Annotated in this window: 17 protein-coding genes; 6 read left to right on the top strand and 11 right to left on the bottom strand. The window is 69.5% G+C overall.

The genetic code is table 11. From position 1 onward, the window contains the following. The first annotated feature begins 24 nt into the window (after window positions 1-24). Genes W7U_RS16155 through W7U_RS16145 form a run of 3 tightly spaced genes read left to right on the top strand, consistent with a single transcriptional unit; the run spans window position 25 to window position 3205 of the window. A complete protein-coding gene (locus W7U_RS16155; RefSeq protein WP_008259898.1) occupies window positions 25-1170 on the top strand; it encodes a SpoIIE family protein phosphatase in 1146 nt (381 codons plus the stop codon). After that, the gene (locus W7U_RS16150; protein ID WP_008259883.1) at window positions 1167-2768 is read left to right on the top strand and encodes a sensor histidine kinase; all 1602 of its coding nucleotides are present in this window, start codon (window positions 1167-1169) and stop codon (window positions 2766-2768) included. The genes W7U_RS16155 and W7U_RS16150 overlap by 4 nt, the downstream gene beginning before the upstream one ends. Then, entirely contained in the window at window positions 2765-3205 is a 441-nt protein-coding gene (locus W7U_RS16145; RefSeq protein WP_008259874.1) for a response regulator, read from the top strand. The genes W7U_RS16150 and W7U_RS16145 overlap by 4 nt, the downstream gene beginning before the upstream one ends. Before the next feature lie 27 nt (window positions 3206-3232). Here W7U_RS16145 and pstA read toward each other — a convergent pair whose 3' ends face one another. The 5 genes from pstA to W7U_RS16120 are packed head-to-tail and all read right to left on the bottom strand — an operon-like array spanning window position 3233 to window position 8288. Then, window positions 3233-4081, bottom strand: a complete 849-nt coding sequence (gene pstA / locus W7U_RS16140; protein ID WP_008259864.1) for a phosphate ABC transporter permease PstA — start codon at window positions 4079-4081, stop codon at window positions 3233-3235. 1 nt (window position 4082) lies between these two features. Next, a complete protein-coding gene (gene pstC / locus W7U_RS16135; protein WP_050989424.1) occupies window positions 4083-5108 on the bottom strand; it encodes a phosphate ABC transporter permease subunit PstC in 1026 nt (341 codons plus the stop codon). Window positions 5109-5130: 22 nt separating this feature from the next. Further along, window positions 5131-6255 carry a phosphate ABC transporter substrate-binding protein PstS gene (gene pstS, locus W7U_RS16130; RefSeq protein WP_085976517.1) on the bottom strand — a complete coding sequence of 375 codons (1125 nt, stop codon included), beginning with the start codon at window positions 6253-6255 and terminating at the stop codon, window positions 5131-5133. Window positions 6256-6311: 56 nt separating this feature from the next. Beyond that, window positions 6312-7445, bottom strand: coding sequence for a phosphate ABC transporter substrate-binding protein PstS (gene pstS, locus W7U_RS16125; protein WP_014712274.1), 1134 nt, complete (start codon window positions 7443-7445; stop codon window positions 6312-6314). Window positions 7446-7481: 36 nt separating this feature from the next. Further along, window positions 7482-8288, bottom strand: coding sequence for an ATP-binding cassette domain-containing protein (locus W7U_RS16120; protein ID WP_008259860.1), 807 nt, complete (start codon window positions 8286-8288; stop codon window positions 7482-7484). A gap of 184 nt (window positions 8289-8472) precedes the next feature. On the opposite strand from W7U_RS16120, the gene pstS (W7U_RS16115) reads away from it, so the two are divergent. Together pstS (W7U_RS16115) and W7U_RS16110 are read left to right on the top strand one after the other, a co-directional pair. After that, complete coding sequence (gene pstS, locus W7U_RS16115) at window positions 8473-9579, top strand: phosphate ABC transporter substrate-binding protein PstS (RefSeq protein WP_008259858.1); 1107 nt, start codon at window positions 8473-8475, stop codon at window positions 9577-9579. A gap of 15 nt (window positions 9580-9594) precedes the next feature. Continuing rightward, entirely contained in the window at window positions 9595-11580 is a 1986-nt protein-coding gene (locus W7U_RS16110) for a serine/threonine-protein kinase PknD (RefSeq protein WP_008259849.1), read from the top strand. Window positions 11581-11583: 3 nt separating this feature from the next. Here W7U_RS16110 and W7U_RS16105 read toward each other — a convergent pair whose 3' ends face one another. Together W7U_RS16105 and W7U_RS16100 are read right to left on the bottom strand one after the other, a co-directional pair. Next, on the bottom strand, window positions 11584-12792 hold the full coding sequence (locus tag W7U_RS16105) for a CoA transferase (protein ID WP_008259842.1): 1209 nt from the start codon (window positions 12790-12792) through the stop codon (window positions 11584-11586). Window positions 12793-12807: 15 nt separating this feature from the next. After that, the gene (locus tag W7U_RS16100; protein ID WP_008259833.1) at window positions 12808-13722 is read right to left on the bottom strand and encodes a class I SAM-dependent methyltransferase; all 915 of its coding nucleotides are present in this window, start codon (window positions 13720-13722) and stop codon (window positions 12808-12810) included. Window positions 13723-13880: 158 nt separating this feature from the next. Between W7U_RS16100 and W7U_RS16095 the strand changes: the two genes are divergently transcribed. Beyond that, entirely contained in the window at window positions 13881-14531 is a 651-nt protein-coding gene (locus W7U_RS16095) for a cation transporter (RefSeq protein ID WP_008259832.1), read from the top strand. Window positions 14532-14537: 6 nt separating this feature from the next. Here the strand turns inward: W7U_RS16095 and ctpC are convergent, their stop codons facing one another. The 4 genes from ctpC to W7U_RS16075 form a co-directional block, all read right to left on the bottom strand. Beyond that, complete coding sequence (gene ctpC / locus W7U_RS16090; RefSeq protein ID WP_008259831.1) at window positions 14538-16754, bottom strand: manganese-exporting P-type ATPase CtpC; 2217 nt, start codon at window positions 16752-16754, stop codon at window positions 14538-14540. Between the two features lie 8 nt (window positions 16755-16762). Continuing rightward, a complete protein-coding gene (locus W7U_RS16085; protein WP_008259830.1) occupies window positions 16763-17044 on the bottom strand; it encodes a DUF1490 family protein in 282 nt (93 codons plus the stop codon). Between the two features lie 107 nt (window positions 17045-17151). After that, entirely contained in the window at window positions 17152-17868 is a 717-nt protein-coding gene (locus W7U_RS16080; protein WP_014385683.1) for a TIGR03089 family protein, read from the bottom strand. 6 nt (window positions 17869-17874) lie between these two features. Further along, on the bottom strand, window positions 17875-19347 hold the full coding sequence (locus tag W7U_RS16075) for an LCP family protein (protein WP_036429462.1): 1473 nt from the start codon (window positions 19345-19347) through the stop codon (window positions 17875-17877). Window positions 19348-19429: the final 82 nt, after the last annotated feature.

Here is a 19429-nt window from a genome sequence, read left to right as displayed (position 1 = left end):
ACGCCGACGGCGAGTTGGCAATCCTTGTCGTTGCTCTTGGTCGAGGACGACCGCGCCGACGCGGTGCTCGTGGAAGACCTGATCGCCGACGCGGCCGCCGACATCCGGGTGGTGTGGGCCAAGTCGATGGCGGACGCCGAACGCGAGCTGGAATCCGCCCGCCCCGATTGCGTGCTGCTGGATCTGCACCTGCCCGACGCCAGCGGGATCGACGCGTTGGACCGCGTGGCCAAGCTGGACGCCACCGTCCCGATCGTCGTGCTGACCGGGCTCAACGACGAGTATTTCGGGGCGTCGGCCGTCGCCGCCGGCGCCCAGGACTACCTGGTCAAGGGCCGCGTCGAGCCGGAGATGCTGCGCCGCGCGCTGCTGTACGCGATCGAGCGCAAGCGCGCCGAGCTGATCGCCGCCGACCTGCACGCGACCCAGCTGCGGGCCCGGGAGAACGCGCTGCTGGAACGCGGACTGCTGCCCTCCCCGCTGCTGCTGGACGACCCGGGCGTCGACATCGTCGCCCGCTACCGCCCCAGCCGTGAAGGCGCTTTGCTCTGCGGCGACTTCTACGACGTCGTCCAGACGCCCGACCGGATCGTGCACGTCCTGATCGGCGACGTCGCCGGGCACGGCCCGCACGAGGCGGCCCTGGGCGCGGCGCTGCGGATCGCGTTTCGCACGCTCACCTTCGCCGGCGTGCACGGCGTCGACCTGATGCGCCAGCTCGAGCGGGTGCTGTATTCGGAACGCACCGGCACCGGCATCTTCGCGACCGTGCTCAGCCTCGAGATCTGCCCGGAGCGCCCGGAGGTCAGCGTCATCCGCGCCGGGCATCCGGGGATGTTGCTGCAGGGCGGCGGCGCGGTGCAGTGGGTGGAGCCGCCGGGCGGCCCGGCGCTGGGCCTGCGCGCCGACGGCTGGCCGCGCCACGAGCTGGAGCTGCCCGCCGGCCACGGCCTGCTGTTGCTGACCGACGGTCTCTACGAAGGCTATTCGGGGCAGGGGACCGAGCGGCTCGGCGAGGACGGCCTGCTCGAGCTGGCCCGCTCGCACGCCAACCGACCCGGCCCGGCATTCGTCGACGCCCTCATCGACGGCGCCCAGGAACTCGCCGAGCCGCGCGGCGGCCTCACCGACGACATCGCCGTGCTCCGCATCGAGAGGACCACCACGTGATCCCACCGGCTCCGCTTCGGCTCGCGCAGCTCACCGTGCGGGGGTGGCTGGCCCTCGTCCTGTGGATCATGGGTGCGACGGTGCTCCTCGGCGCGGTCGTCGGCGGGGTGCTGCTGGACCGCACCGACCAGGTGTCGCGCCAGGTGGGCGAGGACATCCAGCCGGCGCGCGTCGCCGCGACCCATTTGCAGGCGGCCCTGCGGGACCAGGAAACGGGCGTGCGCGGTTACCTGATCACCGCCGACCGGCAGTTCCTCGCGCCGTATTACGACGGGCAACGCGCCGAACGGGCGGCCGCCGACGAGATTCGGCGGCTGGTGGGCGGGCGCGCGGAGCTGATCGCCGACCTGGAGGCGGTCGAAACCGCCGCCGCGGACTGGCGCACCAGCTACGCCGAACCCGTCATCGCGGCCGTGACCCCCAAGGTTCCCAGCGTCGTCAGCACCTCGATGGCCGACCTCGGCAAGGCCAAATTCGACCGTCTGCGAGTGCTTTTCGACACGCAGAACACGCACCTGGCCGACGCGGCGGCCAGCGCCGTCGACGAGCTCAACGACATCAACGGCTGGCGCGACTGGGTGCTGGGCGCGATGGTGCTGATCGTTTTGGCCGCGGCCCTGCTGTTGGGGTTGCTGAGTCGCGCGGCGATCACCCGGCCGATCGCGAACCTGGCCGCGGCCTGCCGCCGGATCACCCAGGGCAATTTCGACGAAGTGATCTCGGCGCCCAAGCGGCCCAAGGACATTCGCAACATGGCCATCGACGTCGAGAACATGCGCAAGCGCATGGTCGAAGAGCTCGACGTGTCCCGTTCGGCCCAAACCCTGCTCGATGAGCAGACCGCCGAATTGCGCCGGTCCAACACCGAACTCGAGCAGTTCGCCTATGTCGCCTCGCACGATCTGCAGGAGCCGCTGCGCAAGGTGGCCTCCTTCTGTCAGCTGCTCGAGAAACGGTACGCCGACAAGCTCGATGAACGCGGCATCGAATACATCGGATTCGCGGTCGACGGCGCCAAACGCATGCAGGCGCTGATCAACGACCTGCTCACCTTCTCCCGGGTCGGCCGGCTGGGCACCACGGAGACCGAGGTGCAGCTCGACGCGACGCTTGACGCCGGCCTGGCCAACCTGGCCGTCGCGATCGAGGAGACCGAAGCCCAGATCGTGCGCCCGACGGAGCCGCTCCCGGAGATCGTGGGGGATCCGACGCTGCTGACGATGCTGTGGCAGAACCTGATCGGCAACGCGATCAAGTTCCGGCACAAGGATCGCCCGCCCCGCGTCGTCATCGAATGCGCACCCGGCGAGGGCACCCACGACGGCGAATGGTTGTTCAGCGTGTCGGACAACGGCATCGGCATCCCGGAGGAATTCTCCGACAAGGTCTTCGTCATCTTCCAGCGGCTGCACGGCCGGGAGGTGTACGCGGGAACCGGCGTGGGTCTCGCGTTGGTCAAGAAGATCGTCGAGCACCACGGCGGCACCGTGCGGATCGACACGTCCTACACGGAGGGGACGCGATTCGAATTCACGTTGCCCATGCCCGGGCCCGTCGAGGAAGAGGACTCAGTCGCTTTGGAAGGAGCGCATCAGTGACACCCGAAGGAAGAGCGATCGACATCCTGCTGGTCGAAGACGACCCGGGGGACGAGCTGATCACGCGAGAAGCGTTCGAGCACAACAAACTCAAGAACAGGCTGCACGTCGCGCACGACGGGGAGGAGGGACTCAACTACCTGTACCGGCGCGGCGAGTTCGCCGACGCGCCGCGGCCCGACCTGATCCTGCTGGATTTGAACCTGCCCAAATACGACGGCCGCCAGCTTTTGGAGAAGATCAAGTCCGACCCCGACCTGGCCCAGATCCCGGTCGTCGTGCTGACCACCTCCTCGGCCGAGGAGGACATCCTCAAGAGCTACAAGCTGCACGCCAACGCCTACGTCACCAAACCCGTTGACCTGGACCAGTTCATGAAGGCGGTCCGGCAGATCGACGAGTTCTTCGTTCAGGTGGTGCGGCTGCCGACGGCCTGAACGAGACTGTGGCGCAACCGAATCGGGCTACCCGGATTCCGAGTGCCGCCGCGCGAACCAGGTGATCAGCCGCCCGAGGATGATCAGCAGGAACACGAACACGATCAGCAGGAACGCGGCGTCGTAGGACAGGTCGCGGGCCGCCTTCGACGGCAGGTTGTAGAACGTCCAAATCGGGTAGGTCAGGTAGCCGACCGGTGAGTCGGTGAGCTTGCCGGTCGGGGCCGAGTTCGACCAGCCCGCCGTGTACAGCATCGGCGCCGTCTCGCCCACCGCCAGCGCGAGCGCCACCAGTAACCCGGTGACGATGCCGGGGATCGCCGACTTGAGCACGATCTTGCGCAGGGTCCAGCCGAGCGGCAACCCGAGCGCTTCGGCCCCCTCCCGGTAGGCCGTGGGCACCTGCGCCAGCGCGGACTCGGTGGCCTTGGCGATGTAGGGAATGCTCATCGCCGAGAGCGTCAGCACCCCGGCCGCCAGGGAGAAGCCCCAGTGGAATTTCACCACCAGGGCCAGGTAGCCGACGTAGCCGAGCACGATCGACGGGATGCCGGACAGGATCTCGTAGGCGCCGCGCAGGATGGAACGCGTTCTGCCGCCGGCGAATTCGGAGAGATAGATCCCGGTCAGCACGCTGACGGTGCCCCCGACCAGCATGACGCCGACGCCGATGACCACGGTGCCGATGATGGCGTTGCGCAGCCCGCCGCCGTTGCCGCGGGTGTTCTCGGTGAGCACGCTCCATTTGAAGACCGGCAGGGCGCGCCCGACGACCTCGACCAGCATCCACAGCGTCGGCACGACCACCACCGCCAGGCAGCACACGCAGCCGATCCAGAACAGCGCGTTGACGATTTTGCGTCGGGTACCGACCATCTCAGACACCCCGTCCCACCGGCAGCGCCGTGCCCGACACCCGGCGCACCATCGCGCGGGCCGCGACGTTCGTGAGCAACGTGATCACCATCAACACCAGGGACACCTCGGCGAGGGTCTTCACGGCGAAGTCGGTGAAGTCCGTCATCGCCGAATCCAGCTGCGACACAACGGTGGCCGCGATGGTGGTCATCGTCGCGTAGATGTTGGCGGGTATCGCGCCCAACACTGCACCCGACACCATGGCGACGGCCATCGTCTCTCCCAGCGCGCGACCGAGCCCGAGCACCACCGCGCCGACGATGCCGCTCGACACCCACGGCAGGGTGACCCGCCGCGCGCACTCCCAGTCGGTCATCCCCAGCGCGACCGCGCCCTCGCGGGGCAGCACCGGCACCTGACGGATCAGGTCGCGGGTGGTGCTGGCGATGATGGGAATGACCATCACCGCCAGCACCAGCCCGGACACCAACAGGCCCTCCCCGTTACCGGTGTTGCCGCGCAAGTAGCTGAGCACCGGCACGTCGGGCGCGTTGCGGGCGATCGCCGGGGCCACGTAGTGGGCGATGAACGGACCGAATGTCATTGCGCCCCAAAGGCCGACGATGACGCTGGGGATGCCGGCGAGCAATTCGAGCACCATCCCGATGGCCGACGCGAGACGCTTCGGCAACCGCTCCACGATCACCAGCGCCGCCCCGATCGACACCGGCACCGCGATGACCAGGGCGATCGCCGAGGTCGCGAGGGTGCCCACGATCAGCGGTAGCGCCCCGTAGTAGGCGCCGACGGGATGGCGGACGCCGCGGGTGACGACGGCGTCGCCGTAGGTGTTGCCGGGGTTCCACTCGGTGGCGGTGAAAAAGTGCAGCCCGTTGACCCTGATCGCGGGCAGCGCCTCGAGAAGCAGGGTCGCGAGCACGAACACGAGCGCGAGCAGCGGAACCACCGCGCCCGCCACACCCAGGGAACGGATGGCCAGGCCCGGGCGGCGCGCGCCGCGGATCCGCGCCCGCGCGCCGCCCATCGCGATGTCGGTCACCAAACCCCTACTGGCCGCTGATCTTGGCGATCTGGGCGTCCGACAGCTTCGCCACGTCGGCCGGCAGCGGCTGGAAGTGAACCTTGTCCAGGAACGAGGCGTTGTTGCCGTCGCTGATCGCCCAGTGCAGGAAGGCCTGCAGGGTCTGGGCGGTGGCGGCGTCCTTCTGTCCGCTGTTGACGATGGCGTACTCGTAGTTGACGATCGGGTAGCCGTCCGGCGCCGGGCCGTTGATCAGCGAGATCGCTTGGTTCGCCGGGGTTTTCGAGGCGAATCCGGCGGCCGCGGCCTGAATGCTCTTGGCGTCGGGCAGCAGGTACTTGTCGGAGGCGTTCGCCAGCTGCGCCTCGCCGAGCCCCTTGCCCTGGGCTTGGTCGAGGAAGCTGATGCCGATGTAGGCCACGCAGCCCGGGGTGTCCGCGCAGCCGGTCACCATGCCGCCGTTGCCGTTCTCCCCGAGCGCGCCGGGCACCGTCGGGAAGGCGACGGTGGTGCCGAAGCCGGGCGATTTGCCCCAGCCGTCGGGGTCCTGCTTGGACAGGTACTGGGTGAACAGGAAGGTGTCACCGGAGCCGTCGGAGCGGTGCAGCGGAACCACCGGTGTGGCAGGCAGATTCACGCCGGGGTTCAGCCCGGTGATCTGCGGGTCGTTCCAGGTTTTGACGGAGCCGTTGTACATGCCGGCCAGCACCTTGCCGTTGAGCTTGATGTGTTCGGTGACACCGGGCAGGTTGTAGTTGACCTGCTGCGCGGAAATGGCCAGCGCGATGTTCATCAGTCCCTTGTGCGCGGCCATGTCGCCCTCGGACAGGTAGGCGTCGGAGGCGCCGATCGCGACCGCCCCGGCTGCGGCCTGGGAGATCCCGGTCCCGGAGCCGGTGCCCTGGGTGGTGATAGTGACGTTGTTGTACTTGTCGTGATAGGCGGGGCCCCACAGGTTGAACAGCGGGTACAGCAGCGTGCTGCCCGTCTCCGACAACGTCACCGGCGACGACGCCGGCGTCGTCGCGACCGGGCCGCCGCCACCCTGACTCGGCGCACCGGTCTGCGAGTTCGAACCACACGCAGCGGCGGCGAAAACCAGGGGCGCGGTCGCGGCCATCGCCAGCAACCTACTCATACGAACTTTCACGGCCATCTCCCTTTCTCTTTCCTTTAGGTCCCTTGCGTCCCTTTGCTTTTCTGCGCTCATCCGCCGATCTTGGCGATCTGGGCGTCCGACAGCGTCACCACCTCGGCCGGCAGCGGCTGGAAGTGAACCTTGTCCAGAAACGACGGGCCGTTGCCCTCGGTGATCGCCCAGTGCAGGAACGCCTGCAGCGTCTGGGCGGTGGCGTCGTCGCGCTGGTCCGCGTTAACGATCGCGTACTCGTAGTTGACGATCGGGTACCCATCCGTGGCGGGGCCGTTGATCAGCGAGATCGCCTGGTTCGCCGGGGTTTTCGAGGCGACGCCGGCGGCCGCGGCTCCAATGCTCTTGGCGTTGGGCAGCAGGTATTTGCCGGAGGCGTTGCCCAGCTTTGCCTCGCCGAGGCCGTGCTGGTCGGCCTCGTCGAGCGAACCGATGCTGGTGTAGGCCACACAGCCCGGGTTCGCGGCGCAGCCGGTCACCATGGCGCCGTCGCCGTTCTCGCCCAGCGCTTCGGGCACGGCCGGGAAGGAGACGGTGGTGCCGAACCCGGGCGAGCGGCCCCAGCCGTCGGGGTCCTGCTTGGACAGGTACTGGGTGAACTGAAACGTGCTGCCGGACCCGTCGGAGCGGTGCAGCGGCACCACCGGGGTCGCGGGGAGCTGCAAGCCGGGGTTGATGCCGGCGATCTGCGGGTCATTCCAGGTCTTGATCGTGCCCCGGTACATGCCGGCCAGCACCTTGCCGTTGAGCTTGAGGTGCTGATGCACCCCGGGCAGGTTGTAGTTGACCTGCTGCGCCGAGATGGCCAGCGCGATGTTCATCAGCCCCTTGTGCGCGGCCATGTCGCCCGCGGACAGGTAGGCGTCGGAGGCGCCGATGACGACCGCCCCGGCGGCGGCCTGGGAGATCCCCGCGCCCGAGCCGCTGCCCTGGGTGGTGATGGTGACGTTCGGGTGCTTGGCGCGGTAGGCGGCGCCCCACTCGCTGAACAGTGGGTAGAGCAGCGTGCTGCCGGTCTCGGAGAGCTCGATCGTGGACGTCGCCGGGGCGGTGGCGACGCTGACGGCGGCCGGGCCGGTGCTCGACGCACCACGCCCGGCGGTCTCGGCGTGCGAACCGCACGCCGCGATCCCGAGGACCGGCGGCGCGATGGCCACCAGACCCAGCAGCGTACCCAGACGACTCCTCACGTCCCCGCTTCCTCTTCCCGGCGAGACCCTTTCCCGCTATTGGCTTTCTGAGACGCTTTCCGCGACCCCGGCCGTCTGCGAGGAACCCCGATCCGAGCCCTGTGCCGGCCGGAACGGCGCGAAGTAGCGGACGGTCTCCTCGTGCTGCGGCGACAGGAACAACTGCTTGGTCGGCCCCTCCTCGACCAGCCTGCCCTCGAAAAAGAAGGCGGTCCGGTCGCCGGTACGGGCGGCCTGCGCGAGATCGTGGGTGACCATGATCACGGTCAGCCGGTCGGCGAGGGAGCGGATCAGTCCCTCGATCTTCTCGGTGGTGGTCGGGTCCAGCGACGAGGTGGGCTCGTCGAGCAACAGCACGTCCGGGTTGACCGCGAGCGCGCGGGCCAGGCACAACAACTGCTGCTGGCCACCGGAGAGCCGGAACGGCGAATCGCCGAGGCGATCCTTCACCGCGTCCCACAGGCCGACCTCGGTGAGCCGGGCCTCGGCGACGCTTTTGAATTGCTTGCGCGGCGCCATTTTGTGCGCGCGCACGCCGGCCACCACGTTGTCCATGATCGACATCGGGAACGGGTTGGGACGCTGGAACAGCATGCCCACGCTGCGGCGAAACTCCATCAGGTCGCGGTCGGCGAAGATGGTGCGCCCGCCTAACAGGACGTCACCGCTGTGCCGGAATCCGGAGACCTTGTCGTTCATCCGGTTCAGGGTGCGCAGGAAGGTGGTCTTGCCCGAGCCGGTCGGCCCCAGCAGGGTGGTGACGGAACGGGCGGGGAAGTCGAGGCTGACCTGCTCGAGGACCGTTTTGGGGCCGAACCCCAGGGTGAGGTCGACGGCCCGCATGAGCTGGCCACCCTCGGCGACAGGAGCCGCAACTGCGGCCGGTAACTGTTGTTCGCGACGCATTGACAACCGATGCTACGTGTCTGCGCCCGGCACGCGGTCACCGGCCATTAACCTCTTATTCTTTGTCAAGGGTTTGTATATTCGCGATTGGTTAACTTTTGTTGACGATCGAAGGAGTTTCGTGAGGTTCGCTCGATCTGGCGTCGCCGTGAGCGTGGTGGCCGCCGTCGCCCTGGCGCTGGCGGGATGCGGCGACAACAACTCGTCGTCGGGATCGAGCGGCAAGCAGGCGTCGGTGGACTGCGGCGGTAAGAAGGTCCTCAAAGACAGCGGCTCGACCGCGCAGCAGAACGCCATCGAGCAGTTCGTCTACGCCTACGTTCGGGCCTGCCCGGGTTACACGCTTGATTACGACGCCAACGGCTCCGGCGCCGGCGTGACCGAATTCCTGAACAACCAAACGGATCTCGCCGGTTCCGATGTCCCGCTGGACCCGTCCACCGGTCAAAACGACAGGGCGGCGCAGCGGTGCGGTTCGCAGGCCTGGGATCTGCCCACGGTGTTCGGCCCGATCGCGGTCACCTATCACCTGACCGGGGTGAGCGGGCTGAAACTGGACGGGCCCACCGTGGCGAAGATCTTCAACGGCACCATCACCAAGTGGGACGATCCGGCGCTGAAGGCGATCAACTCGGGCCTGGCCCTGCCGTCGACGCCCATCACGGTCATCTTCCGCAGCGACAAATCCGGCACCACCGCCAACTTCCAGAAGTACCTCGACGGCGCGTCGGACGGCGCCTGGGGCAAGGGCGACAGCGAGGTGTTCAACGGCGGCGTCGGGCAGGGCGCCAGCGGGAACAACGGCACGTCCGCGCTGCTGCAGAACACCGAGGGGTCGATCACCTACAACGAGTGGTCGTTCGCGGTGGGCAAGCAGCTGAACATGGCGTCGATCATCACGTCGGCGGGCCCGGACGCGGTGCCGATCACCAAGGACAGCGTCGAAAAGACGATCGCCGGGGCGACCTTCAAGGGGCAGGGCAACGACCTGGTGCTGGACACCTCGTCGTTCTACAAGCCGACACAGTCCGGCGCGTACCCGATCGTGCTGGCGACCTATGAAATCGTCTGTTCGAAGTATCCGGACGCGGCGACGGGCAAGGCGGTGAAGGCGTTCATGCAGGCCGCGATCGGGCCGGGCCAGGAGGGGCTGGACCAGTACGGTTCCATCCCGCTGCCCAGCTCGTTCACGGCGAAGCTGTCGGGCGCGGTCAATGCGATTTCGTGACATGGAGACTCGACGGTGAGCGATAGCGGACCGGCCTCGCGGGCCGGGTCCTGGTTCGGGCCCTACCGGCTGGTGCGCCTGCTGCGCCAGGGCGGCATGGGCGAGGTGTACGAGGCCGAGGACACCCGCAAGCGCCGCATGGTGGCCCTGAAACTGATCTCACAACAGTTCTCCGGCAACTCGGAGTTCCGTGCCCGCCTGCAGCGCGAGGCCGATATCGCCGGACGGCTGACCGAACCGCATGTGGTGCCGATCCACGACTACGGCGAGATCGACGGGCGTTTCTATGTGGACATGCGCCTCGTCGACGGCGTCGACCTGGGCACGCTGTTGCGCCGCGACGGGCCGCTGGCCGCGCCGCGGGCGATCGCGATCATCAGCCAGGTCGCCGCCGCGCTGGACGCGGCGCACGCCGTCGGGGTGACGCACCGCGACGTCACACCGGGCAACATCCTGATCACCGGCAGCGACTTCGCGTACCTGGCGGATTTCGGAATCGCCCGGGCCGCAACCGATCCGGGGTTGACCCAGTTCGGGACCGCGATCGGCACGTATTACTACATGGCGCCGGAACGATTCACCGACGACACCGTCACCCACAGCGCCGACATCTATTCGCTCGCATGCGTTTTGAGTGAGTGCCTGACCGGCTCGCCGCCGTATCGGGCCGACACGATCGAACGGCTGGTCGCCGCGCACCTGACGAAGGCACCCCCGTCACCCAGCCAACTGCGCCCCGGGGCGTTTCCGCCCGCCCTGGATCAGGTGATCGCCAAGGGCATGGCCAAACGTCCCGAGGAGCGCTATCGCACCGCGGGCGAATTCGCCGCCGCCGCGCATGACGCGCTGACCACGTCCGAGCAGCGCAAGGCGACCACGATCCTGCGCGAAGGGGAGGACGCGGTCCAGCGTGCGGAGGCGTCGGCCCAACGCCCGGAGCGCGAGCCGCAGTCCTGGCCCGCGGCCGAGACCATGGCCGGTCCGGTGGCCCCGAGGACCGTCGGCACCGGCTGGTCCGAGCGCTCCGGCCATCACCCCTCGCTGATCCGTCCCGCCCCAACGACGTTCGGCCACACCTACGGGTCCGGGCCGGACTTCAGGAGTCCCGCCGTGCCGATCGACAGCAAGCGAAAGCAGTGGATCATCGTCGGCGCCATCGCGCTCGTCGCCCTCGTCGCGTTCATCGTGGCGGTCGCCGGTTACCTGTCCACGCGGTCCTCGGGGCCGCCGCAGGAGGCGTCCGGTCAAAGTGTGTTGCCCTTCAACGGGATTGACTTCCGCCTCTCCCCGGGCGGGGTGGCGCTGGACAGCGCCGGCGACGTCTACGTCACCAGCGAGGGCATGTACGGGCGCGTGGTGAAGCTGACGGCCGGTTCGAACGCCACGACGGTGCTGCCGTTCCACGGGCTCTACCAGCCGCAGGGTCTGGCCGTCGACGGCGCCGGCACGGTGTACGTCGCCGATTTCAACAACCGGGTGGTCAGCCTGGCCGCGGGCTCCAACGACCAGAAGGTGCTGCCGTTTTCCGGTCTGAGCTACCCCGAGGGCGTCGCGGTCGACAGCCAGGGCGCGGTGTACGTCGCCGACCGCGGCAACAGCAGGGTGGTGAAGCTGGCGGCGGGCTCCAAGACCCAGACCGAGTTGCCGTTCAACGGACTGAAGAATCCCGACGGTGTCGCCGTCGACGCCGCGGGCACCGTGTACGTCGCCGACACCGACAACAACAGGATCGTCAAGCTCGACGCCAATTCGAATACCCAGGCGGAGTTGCCATTTCAGAACGTCTCCGTGCCGTGGGGCATCGCGGTGGACAACAGCGGCACCGTCTACGTCACCGAACACGACAAGAGTGACGTGCTGAAGTTCCCGGCGGGCTCGAACACGCCGACCGTCCTGCCGTTCGACGGGCTCAACACGCCCTTGGCGGTGGCGGTCGACAAGGAACGAAGCGTCTATATCGCCGACCGCGGCAACGACCGGGTGGTCAAGCTGACGCCCTGAGGCTCACGACGCGGGTTGCGGTGCGCCCAGATACTCCTCGGTGTGCTGCCCGAGGGCCGGGGGAGGGTCGGTGGCCCAGCCGGCCGACGAGGCCTCGAAGCTGGAATAGCGTGCCGGGGTGCGGATCACCGTGACCGCGTCCTCACCCTCGCCGACCGGCAGGGCGAGCTCGTTCTCCGCGAACAGCGCGGTGCCGACCACCTGCTTCCAGGTGTAGGCGTGGCAGGCCATCAGGCCGCCGTCCTGCAGCAGCCGGACCCATTCGTCGGCGGTCTTGGCGGCCAGCGCCTTCTCGAGTTCCTCGGTGAGCTCCGGATAGTTGAGCGCCCGGGCGCGCTGGTCGATGAACCGCTCGTCCTCGCGCATGTCGGGGCGGCCGATGATCTCGCACAGCTTGTCCCAGTGCTTGGGCACGTACGCGCTGATCACCAGGTATCCGTCGGCCGCCTTGAAGGCGTCCGACGGCTGGGTGGCGAACCCGACGCCCTTGCGCCGCTTGGGCTTTGGCGCCGAATCGGACGGCTTGGGTTCCGCGTTGGGCTTGTTCAGGTGGATGGTCAGCTGGCTGGCCTGCAGGCTGACCGCGACGTCGTACATGGCGACCCGCACGACGTCGGCCACGCCGTGGCGCTCGCGGTTGAGCAGCGCGGCCAGGACCGCCTGCGCCAGCACGTGTCCGCTGGCGGCGTCGACGAGCTGGAACGGGATGATCTGGGGTTTGCCGCTGGGCGTGGGCATCCCGGTGGTCATGCCGGATTCGGCGGCGACCATCAGGTCCACGCCGGGCCGGTTGCCCTCCGGGCCGTTGCCGCCGTAGGCCGAGAGGCGCGCGTAGATGAGTTTGGGGTTGCGGGATTGCAGCTCGTCGGGCCCCAGTCCCATGCGTTCCATCACCCCGGGCCGAAACCCTTCCAGCACAACGTCTGCGGTGTCGACCAGCCGCATGATCTGCTGCTTGGCCTCGTCGTCGCGCAGGTCCGCCATCACCGACTTCTTGCCGCGGTTGTGGGGGAGGAACAGGGTGGCCAGCGGCGGGCGGCCGGGCAGCACCGCGGTGATGTGGCGGGCCGCCTCGCCGACGGGCGCCTCGACCTTGATGACCTCGGCCCCCAGGTCGGCCAGCACCTGGCCGGCCATCGGCCCGGCGATGTTCTGGGTGAAGTCGAGCACCCGGAATCCGTCAAGTGGCTTGGGTGGCTTGCTGTTTGGCACTGGTGCCTGCCTTCCTCAACGCGCCGCGTTGCGCACCGCGGTGCAGTAGTAGTTCTGGGCGAAGGGCGCCTCGGGGTCGGTCGATTGCAGCGGGAGCCCGGTGTTGGCCAGCAGCTGATTCAGCGGCGTGCGCACCGGCTGCCAGCCCTGCTGCTGCAGGTAGGTCGCCACGTCGTTGCGCGGCCCGGGGAATCCCAGGTCGCCCAGCGCGATGTCGAGGCCGCCCTGCCGCCACTTTTCGCTCGCCGCGTTCAGCGCGTCCCCGCTGACACCGGTGTTCGCGAACACCTCGGCCACCAACTGGCTGCCGTCGGCGGACAGCTCGGTGATGTTGTCCAGCAACCGATCCTGGGCCTCCGGCGGCAGGAAGCCGATCAGACCCTCGGCGGCCCAGGCGGCGGGTCGCCCGGCGTCGAAGCCGGCCTGGCGCAGCGCCGACGGCCAGTCGTGGCGCAGGTCGACCGGGACGTTGCGCACCTCGGCGGTCGGCTCGGCGCCGAGGTCGGCGATGGTGGCGGCCTTGAACTCGAGCACCTGCGGCTGGTCGATCTCGAACACCGTGGTGCCCGCGGGCCAGGGCAACCGGTAGGCGCGCGCATCCAGGCCGGAGGCGAGGATGACCACCTGACCGATGCCGGCCGCCCCCGCCTCGGCGAAGAACGCGTCGATGTAGCGGGTGCGGGCGGCCATCATGTCGGTCATGCGCTGCATGCCCCACGCGGCGCCGGGCTCGTCGACGTCGGCGGAATCGAGTTCACCGGCCGCCCACCGGGTCATGAAGTCGACGCCCACCGCGCGCACCAGCGGCTCGGCGAACCGGTCGTCGATCAGCCCGTCCCGGGTGGCCCGGGCCCGTCCCGCGGCCACCATGGTGGCGGTCGCGCCCACGCTGGTCGCCAGGTCCCAGGTGTCGTCGTCGGTGCGCGCCATCGCGGAAATCCCTTCGGGTCTACTGGTTAGCCACAATAACTACCAACGCCGGGCGGCGGCCGGCGGGCCGGGCCCCGCCGTGCCGGCGGCGCGACACAGATCGATCACGGCCGGGTGTTGCGACCCCGGCCCCGCCGCGCGCTCGCTAACCTGGCCCAATGACCACATCGGCCGCCCTGACGCAGGAATGCACCGCCGCGCACGACGCCGGCTGGCGGCGCGGCGCCGCGTGGGCGCGCCGGCTGGCGTGGATCAGCCTGGCCGTGGTGCTCGTCGAGGGCGCCGTCGGGCTGTGGCAGGGGCTCTCTGTCGGCTCCATCGCCCTGACCGGCTGGGCCCTCGGCGGGGCGTCGGAGTCGCTGGCCAGCGCGATGGTGGTGTGGCGGTTCAGCGGCGCGCGCACCTTTTCCCCGAGCGCCGAGCGGCGCGCACAACGCGGCGTCGCGGTGTCGTTCTGGCTCACCGCCCCGTACATCGCCGCCGAATCCATCCGCGAGCTGGTCGGCGAACACTGCGCCGAGACGTCGATGATCGGCATCGCCCTGACCGCCCTGGCCCTGCTGCTCATGCCGGTGCTGGGCCGGGCGAACCACCGCTTGGGCGCGCGGCTGGGCTCGGGCGCCACCGAGGCCGAGGGGATTCAGAACTACCTGTGCGGCGCCCAGGCGGCCGGGGTGCTGATCGGCCTCGCGGCGACGGCGCTGTGGTCGAGCGCCTGGTGGATCGACCCCGCCGTGGGGCTCGCGATCGCCGGTGTCGCCGTGTGGCAGGGCGTGCGCGCCTGGCGCGGCGAGCAGTGCGGCTGCTGAGCCGGGTCAGTTGCCGCTGCCGTTGCGCGGCGCATCCAACCGGTATCTGATCAGCCGGGAGCTGTTGGCCACCACCGCCACCGACGACGCGTTGTGCAGGATCGCGGCCAGCACCGGGGACAGCGCGCCGCCCGCCCCGATGATCAGCCCGGCGGCGTTGACGGCGATGGACATGCCGTAGTTCTCGCGGATGACGTCGACGGCGCGGGCCCCGAGGTCCCGCACGTCGAGCAGGCGATGCAGGTCGTCGTTGGCCAGGGCCACGTCGGCGGTCTCCACGGCGACGTCGGTTCCGGCCAGCCCCATCGCGATGCCGATGTCGGCGGCCGCGAGCGCGGGCGCGTCGTTGATGCCGTCGCCGACCATCCCGACGATGAAGCCCTCGTCCTGCAGCTCGCGCACCGCCGCGAGCTTGTCCTCCGGCATCACCTCGGCGTGCCACTCGTCGATCCCGAGTTCGCGCGCCACCACCTCGGCGATGTCCGGGTGATCCCCGGTGAGCATGACCACCCGGCGAATACCGTTGGCGCGCAGCTTCTTCAGCACGTCGGCGGCCTCCGGCCGCACCTCGTCGCGCAGGCTGATCAAACCCACCAGCGTGCCGTCGACGGCCAGCAGCAGCGGCGTCTCGGCCTGGCGGCGCAGCCTGTCCACCCATTCCGACGCCTTCTTGGACACCCTGACCTTTTCGGAGCGCAGCAGCCCGGGGCTGCCCAGCAGCAGGGTCCGGCCGTCGGCCCAGGTCCGCATGCCCAGCCCGACCAGCACCTCGCACTCCTCGTGCGGCGGGATGGTGATGTGGCGTTCCTCGGTGGAGCGGATCACCGCCTCGGCCAGCGGGTGCCGCGAGTGGATCTCCGAGCTGGCCGCGTAGGCCAGCACCTGTTCGGGCTGCCAGTCCTTGTGCAGCGCAATGATGTTGGTGACCACCGGGCGTCCGACGGTGAGCGTGCCGGTCTTGTCGAACACGATCGCGTCCACCTGGCCGGCCTGCTCGAGGTGCGAACCGCCCTTGATCAGGATGCCGCGGCGCGCGCCGTTGCCGATCGCCGCGCTGATCGCCGTCGGGGTGGCCAAACCCACCGCGCACGGGCAGGCGATCAGCAGCATCGTCATCGCCCGGCGGACGTCACCGGTGATCGCCAGCGTGATGGCCGAGACGATGAACGAGGTGGGAACGAAACGGCGGGAGAAGTTTTCGCCGACGGTCTGAATCGGCGCCCGGTCGTGTTGCGCCTCTTCGACCCGGGCGATGATGCGCCCGATGGTGGTCTGGTTGCCGACCGCGCTGGCCCTCACCACCAGGCGTCCGCGCACCACCACCGAACCTGCGTGCACGTGCGCGCCGGCCACGATGCTGACCGGCAGGTTCTCCCCGGTGATCGCGGACTGGTTGACGACGGCCTCGCCGTCGACCACCTCGCCGTCGACCGGGATCGCGACGTGGTCGTGCACCACGACCTCGTCGCCGATCTGCACGGTGTCGATCGGCACCTGGACCTCGCGCGGGGTGGGGCCGTCGTCGAGCCGCAGCCACGCCGTGTCCTGGTTGCCGCGCAGCAACTCCGAGATGGCCCGACGGGTCCGTCGCAGCGTCAGATCCTGCAGGTACTCACCGATGTTGAGCAGCCATAGCACCGTCAGCGCGACCACGTTCTCCCGCAGCACCAGGCTCGCCACGGTCGCCGCGGAGACCAGCGCGTCGGTCCCGGCCTTGCCGGAGCGCAGCGAGCGCAGCGCGCCGCGCAGGAAGGGGTAGCCGGTGAAGACGGTGACACCGGTGGCGAACAGCCGGCCGCTGGGGCCGAGCAGCGGCGGCCGCGCGAACACGTAGCGGCGCATCCCGAGCAGCGCCAGCGCCGCGCCGCCGATCACCATGCGCAGCACGTCGGCGTTGCGGATCTCGGTGGAGTGCGGCGCGCGCGCCGGGATCAGTTCGGCCGCGACGTGCGCCGCGTCGCCGATGGCCGCCAGCACCGAGGAGCGGTCGCAGCGCCGCGGCGAATACCAGACGATCACCGACCCGGTGCGCGGGTAGGCGTGCACCACGCGCACGCCCTCGCACTTGGCGACGGCCTCCTCGACCGCCACGGCGCGCCGCGAATCGGCGCGCACCCAGGCGACCGCGACCCGCATACGTCCGGCGGCGTCGGAAATCACCTGCAGCGCGGGGTCTTTCGCCCGCACCTCGTCGTCAACGTCGGGGACTAGGGCGAGGTCCATAGCGGCGATCAGTGCTCGTGGTCGTGGGGTTCTGCGATCGACGGCGTGGGCGCCTCCTCGCCGATGCGCTCGCGGGCCTCGGCCATGACGTCGGCGAGGCGCAGGCGCGCCGACTCGGCGGCCTCCTCGGCCCTGCGGGTGCCGCGCAGACCGAGCTCGGCGCCCTTCACCGCGGTCTCGTGCAGCGGCGCCTTGGCCACGGCCTTGCGCACCACCTCGTAGGCCGTCACGCCGACCAGCCCGGTGACGACCGTCCCCGCCGCCTTCGCCAAGAGCCCGTACACCGCCATTGCCGCAACCTTCCTCGTCGTCCGCGTGTTCAGCCCGTGCTCGCTCGACGTTAACATCGAAATATTGCGATATCAATATGAATCGTGCCGGGGCGGGTGGCGCCGCCTCAGAGCACCCGGGTGACCTTTTCGGTCTCGATGCGGCGCGACTGCGCGTCCGGATCGGCGTTGGCCACCTGCACCAGCGAGGCGCCGACGGCCATGATCGCCAGCAGGTTGTCCACCAGCTCGGCGGGTTCGGTCCACGGCTTGCCGGACAGCACGCGGTCGCTCGACGTCAAACCCCTTGCCGCCGCGGATGTTTGACAATCCGCCAGCACGTCGTCGACCGAGCGGCCACCCAGCGCGGGCCCCGGGCGCGGTTCGGGAACGATCTGGTCGCCGTGCACCCGCACCGCGGTGGCGTAGTCGGTCACACCGATCGGCAGGTCGGGTGCCGGGCGGCCGAACGCGTCCAGCGACAGCACCGCGACCTCGCCCCCGGCCACCGCGTCGTCGGCTTCGTCAAGGCGCTCGGTGGTGCAGAGCGCCAGGTCGGCCGGCCCCGCCAGCACCGCCTCGGCGCCGATCCACCACACCCCGAACAGCACCGCGGCCGTCTGCCAGTGCGCGGGCAGCAGGATCGCGACGCGACTGGCCGGCCCGGCCCCCAGTTCGTCGCGCAACAGGTTGCCGGTCTTGGCGGCCCAGTTGGCCAGCGTCACCCCGGACAACTCGATGCGCTCGCCGGTCGCGTCGTCGTAGTAGGTGATCCGCGGGCCGACCGGGTCGGCCCGCAACATCGGATCGAGGATGGCCCCGCTCAGCGTGCTCGGTTGCTGCACGGGTCGTTAGTTTATGCACTCCGGTTTGTCGGAGCCGGCGGTCAGGATCGGCGACGGCGGGGGGACGTTGGGGTTGGTGGCCACCGCGCCGGCGGTGGACACCCGCGCGGGCATGATCGTCTCGGTGCCCGACAGGCCCGAGCCCGGGCCGCTGTAGTCGTTGGCCAGCACCACCCGCACCGCGCCCGGCGCCAGCGAGGCGTCGGCGATCACCGGCAGCCCACCCAATTCCTTGGAGACCTCCTTGGCCCCCATGTCGTCGCTCTTGGCGGCGCGGACCTGGCTGGCCTTGACGTGCCCGCCGTCGTTGTTGCCCACCGTGCCCGTGGCAAAACCCTTGGCGCTCAACACGTCTGACACGGCCGCGGCCAGCCCGTTGATGTCGGTGTCGTTGACGACGCTGGCGGTGGTCTTCGCGGGCGTGTAGGCGATCTCCTCGGTCTTGCCCTCCTCCTGCTCGTGCAGGAGTCCGTTCACCCAGTCGGCCACCTGGTGCGGGTCCACCCGCACCACGCTCTGCATGCCGTCGTCGCTCCAGCCGGCGCCGTCGAGCACCGGGATGGTGGCGAACGCGACGTTGCCGCCGGCCAGCTTCTGCATCTGCTGCACGAAATCCATCACGTCCCACCCGGCCGAGATCACCACCGAACGCTGCACGGCGGCTTCCAGGCGCCGCACCGTGGTGGGGCTGGACAGCGTCTTGCCGGAGATGACCCGGTGGGCCAGCGAGGCCATCACCACCTGCTGGCGCACCACCCGGTCCAGGTCGCCGCGCGGCAGTTCGTGGCGCTGGCGCACGAAGCTGAGGGCTTCGGGGCCGCTGAGCCGTTGCGGGCCCGCCGGGAAGTCGGCACCCGAAAGGGGCTCGAACACCGGCTCTTTGAGGCAGACGTCGACGCCGCCGAGGGCCTCGGTGATCAGCGAGAAGCCGAGCAGGCCGATCTCGGCGTAGTGGTCGACGGTGACGCCGGTCAGGTCGGCGACGGTCTTGATCAGCGCCTCGCGGCCGGCCTCGGTGCCCTGGGCGGCCGCGTCCGCCGCGGCGTCGCCGGCGCGGACCAGGCTGGCGCGCTTGGCCTCCTGGGTCTGGCCGTAGACGCCGTTGATCTTCGTCTTGCCCAGGCCGGGGGCGGCGACGTAGGAGTCGCGCGGGATCGAGATCGCGGTTGCCGACTTCCCGTTGTTGGGGATCCGGATCAGGATGATCGTGTCGGTGTTGGTGGCTTCCTCGTCGCCGGCCCGCAGCGTGTCCAGTTCCTCTTGGGACAGCGGGTTGCCGTGCGCGTCGGTGCGGCTGTCGAGGCCGACCAACAGGATGTCGATCGCGCCGTCGTCGCCGCCCTTGCCCAGCGAGGGCGCCGACATGTGAAAGATGCCGTCTTCGAAGGACCGGACATTGCTCCACGCGATCCCGGTGCCGACGACGACCGCGAGCGTCAGCACGGTGGCAATCACACGAACCACACGTTGCACAGGCATCCCACTACATTACTTGCGACACACGAGCTTCACGGGTAGCCGATCGCGGCGTGGCCCGCGCTACCCCGCGATTTCTTGGGCC

Origin of the sequence: Mycobacterium sp. H4Y (assembly GCF_000364405.1) — a bacterium.
GTDB lineage: Bacteria > Actinomycetota > Actinomycetes > Mycobacteriales > Mycobacteriaceae > Mycobacterium > Mycobacterium intracellulare.
The sequence above is the reverse complement of the archived record's forward strand: the minus strand, read 5'-3'. Positions and strand labels throughout refer to the sequence as shown.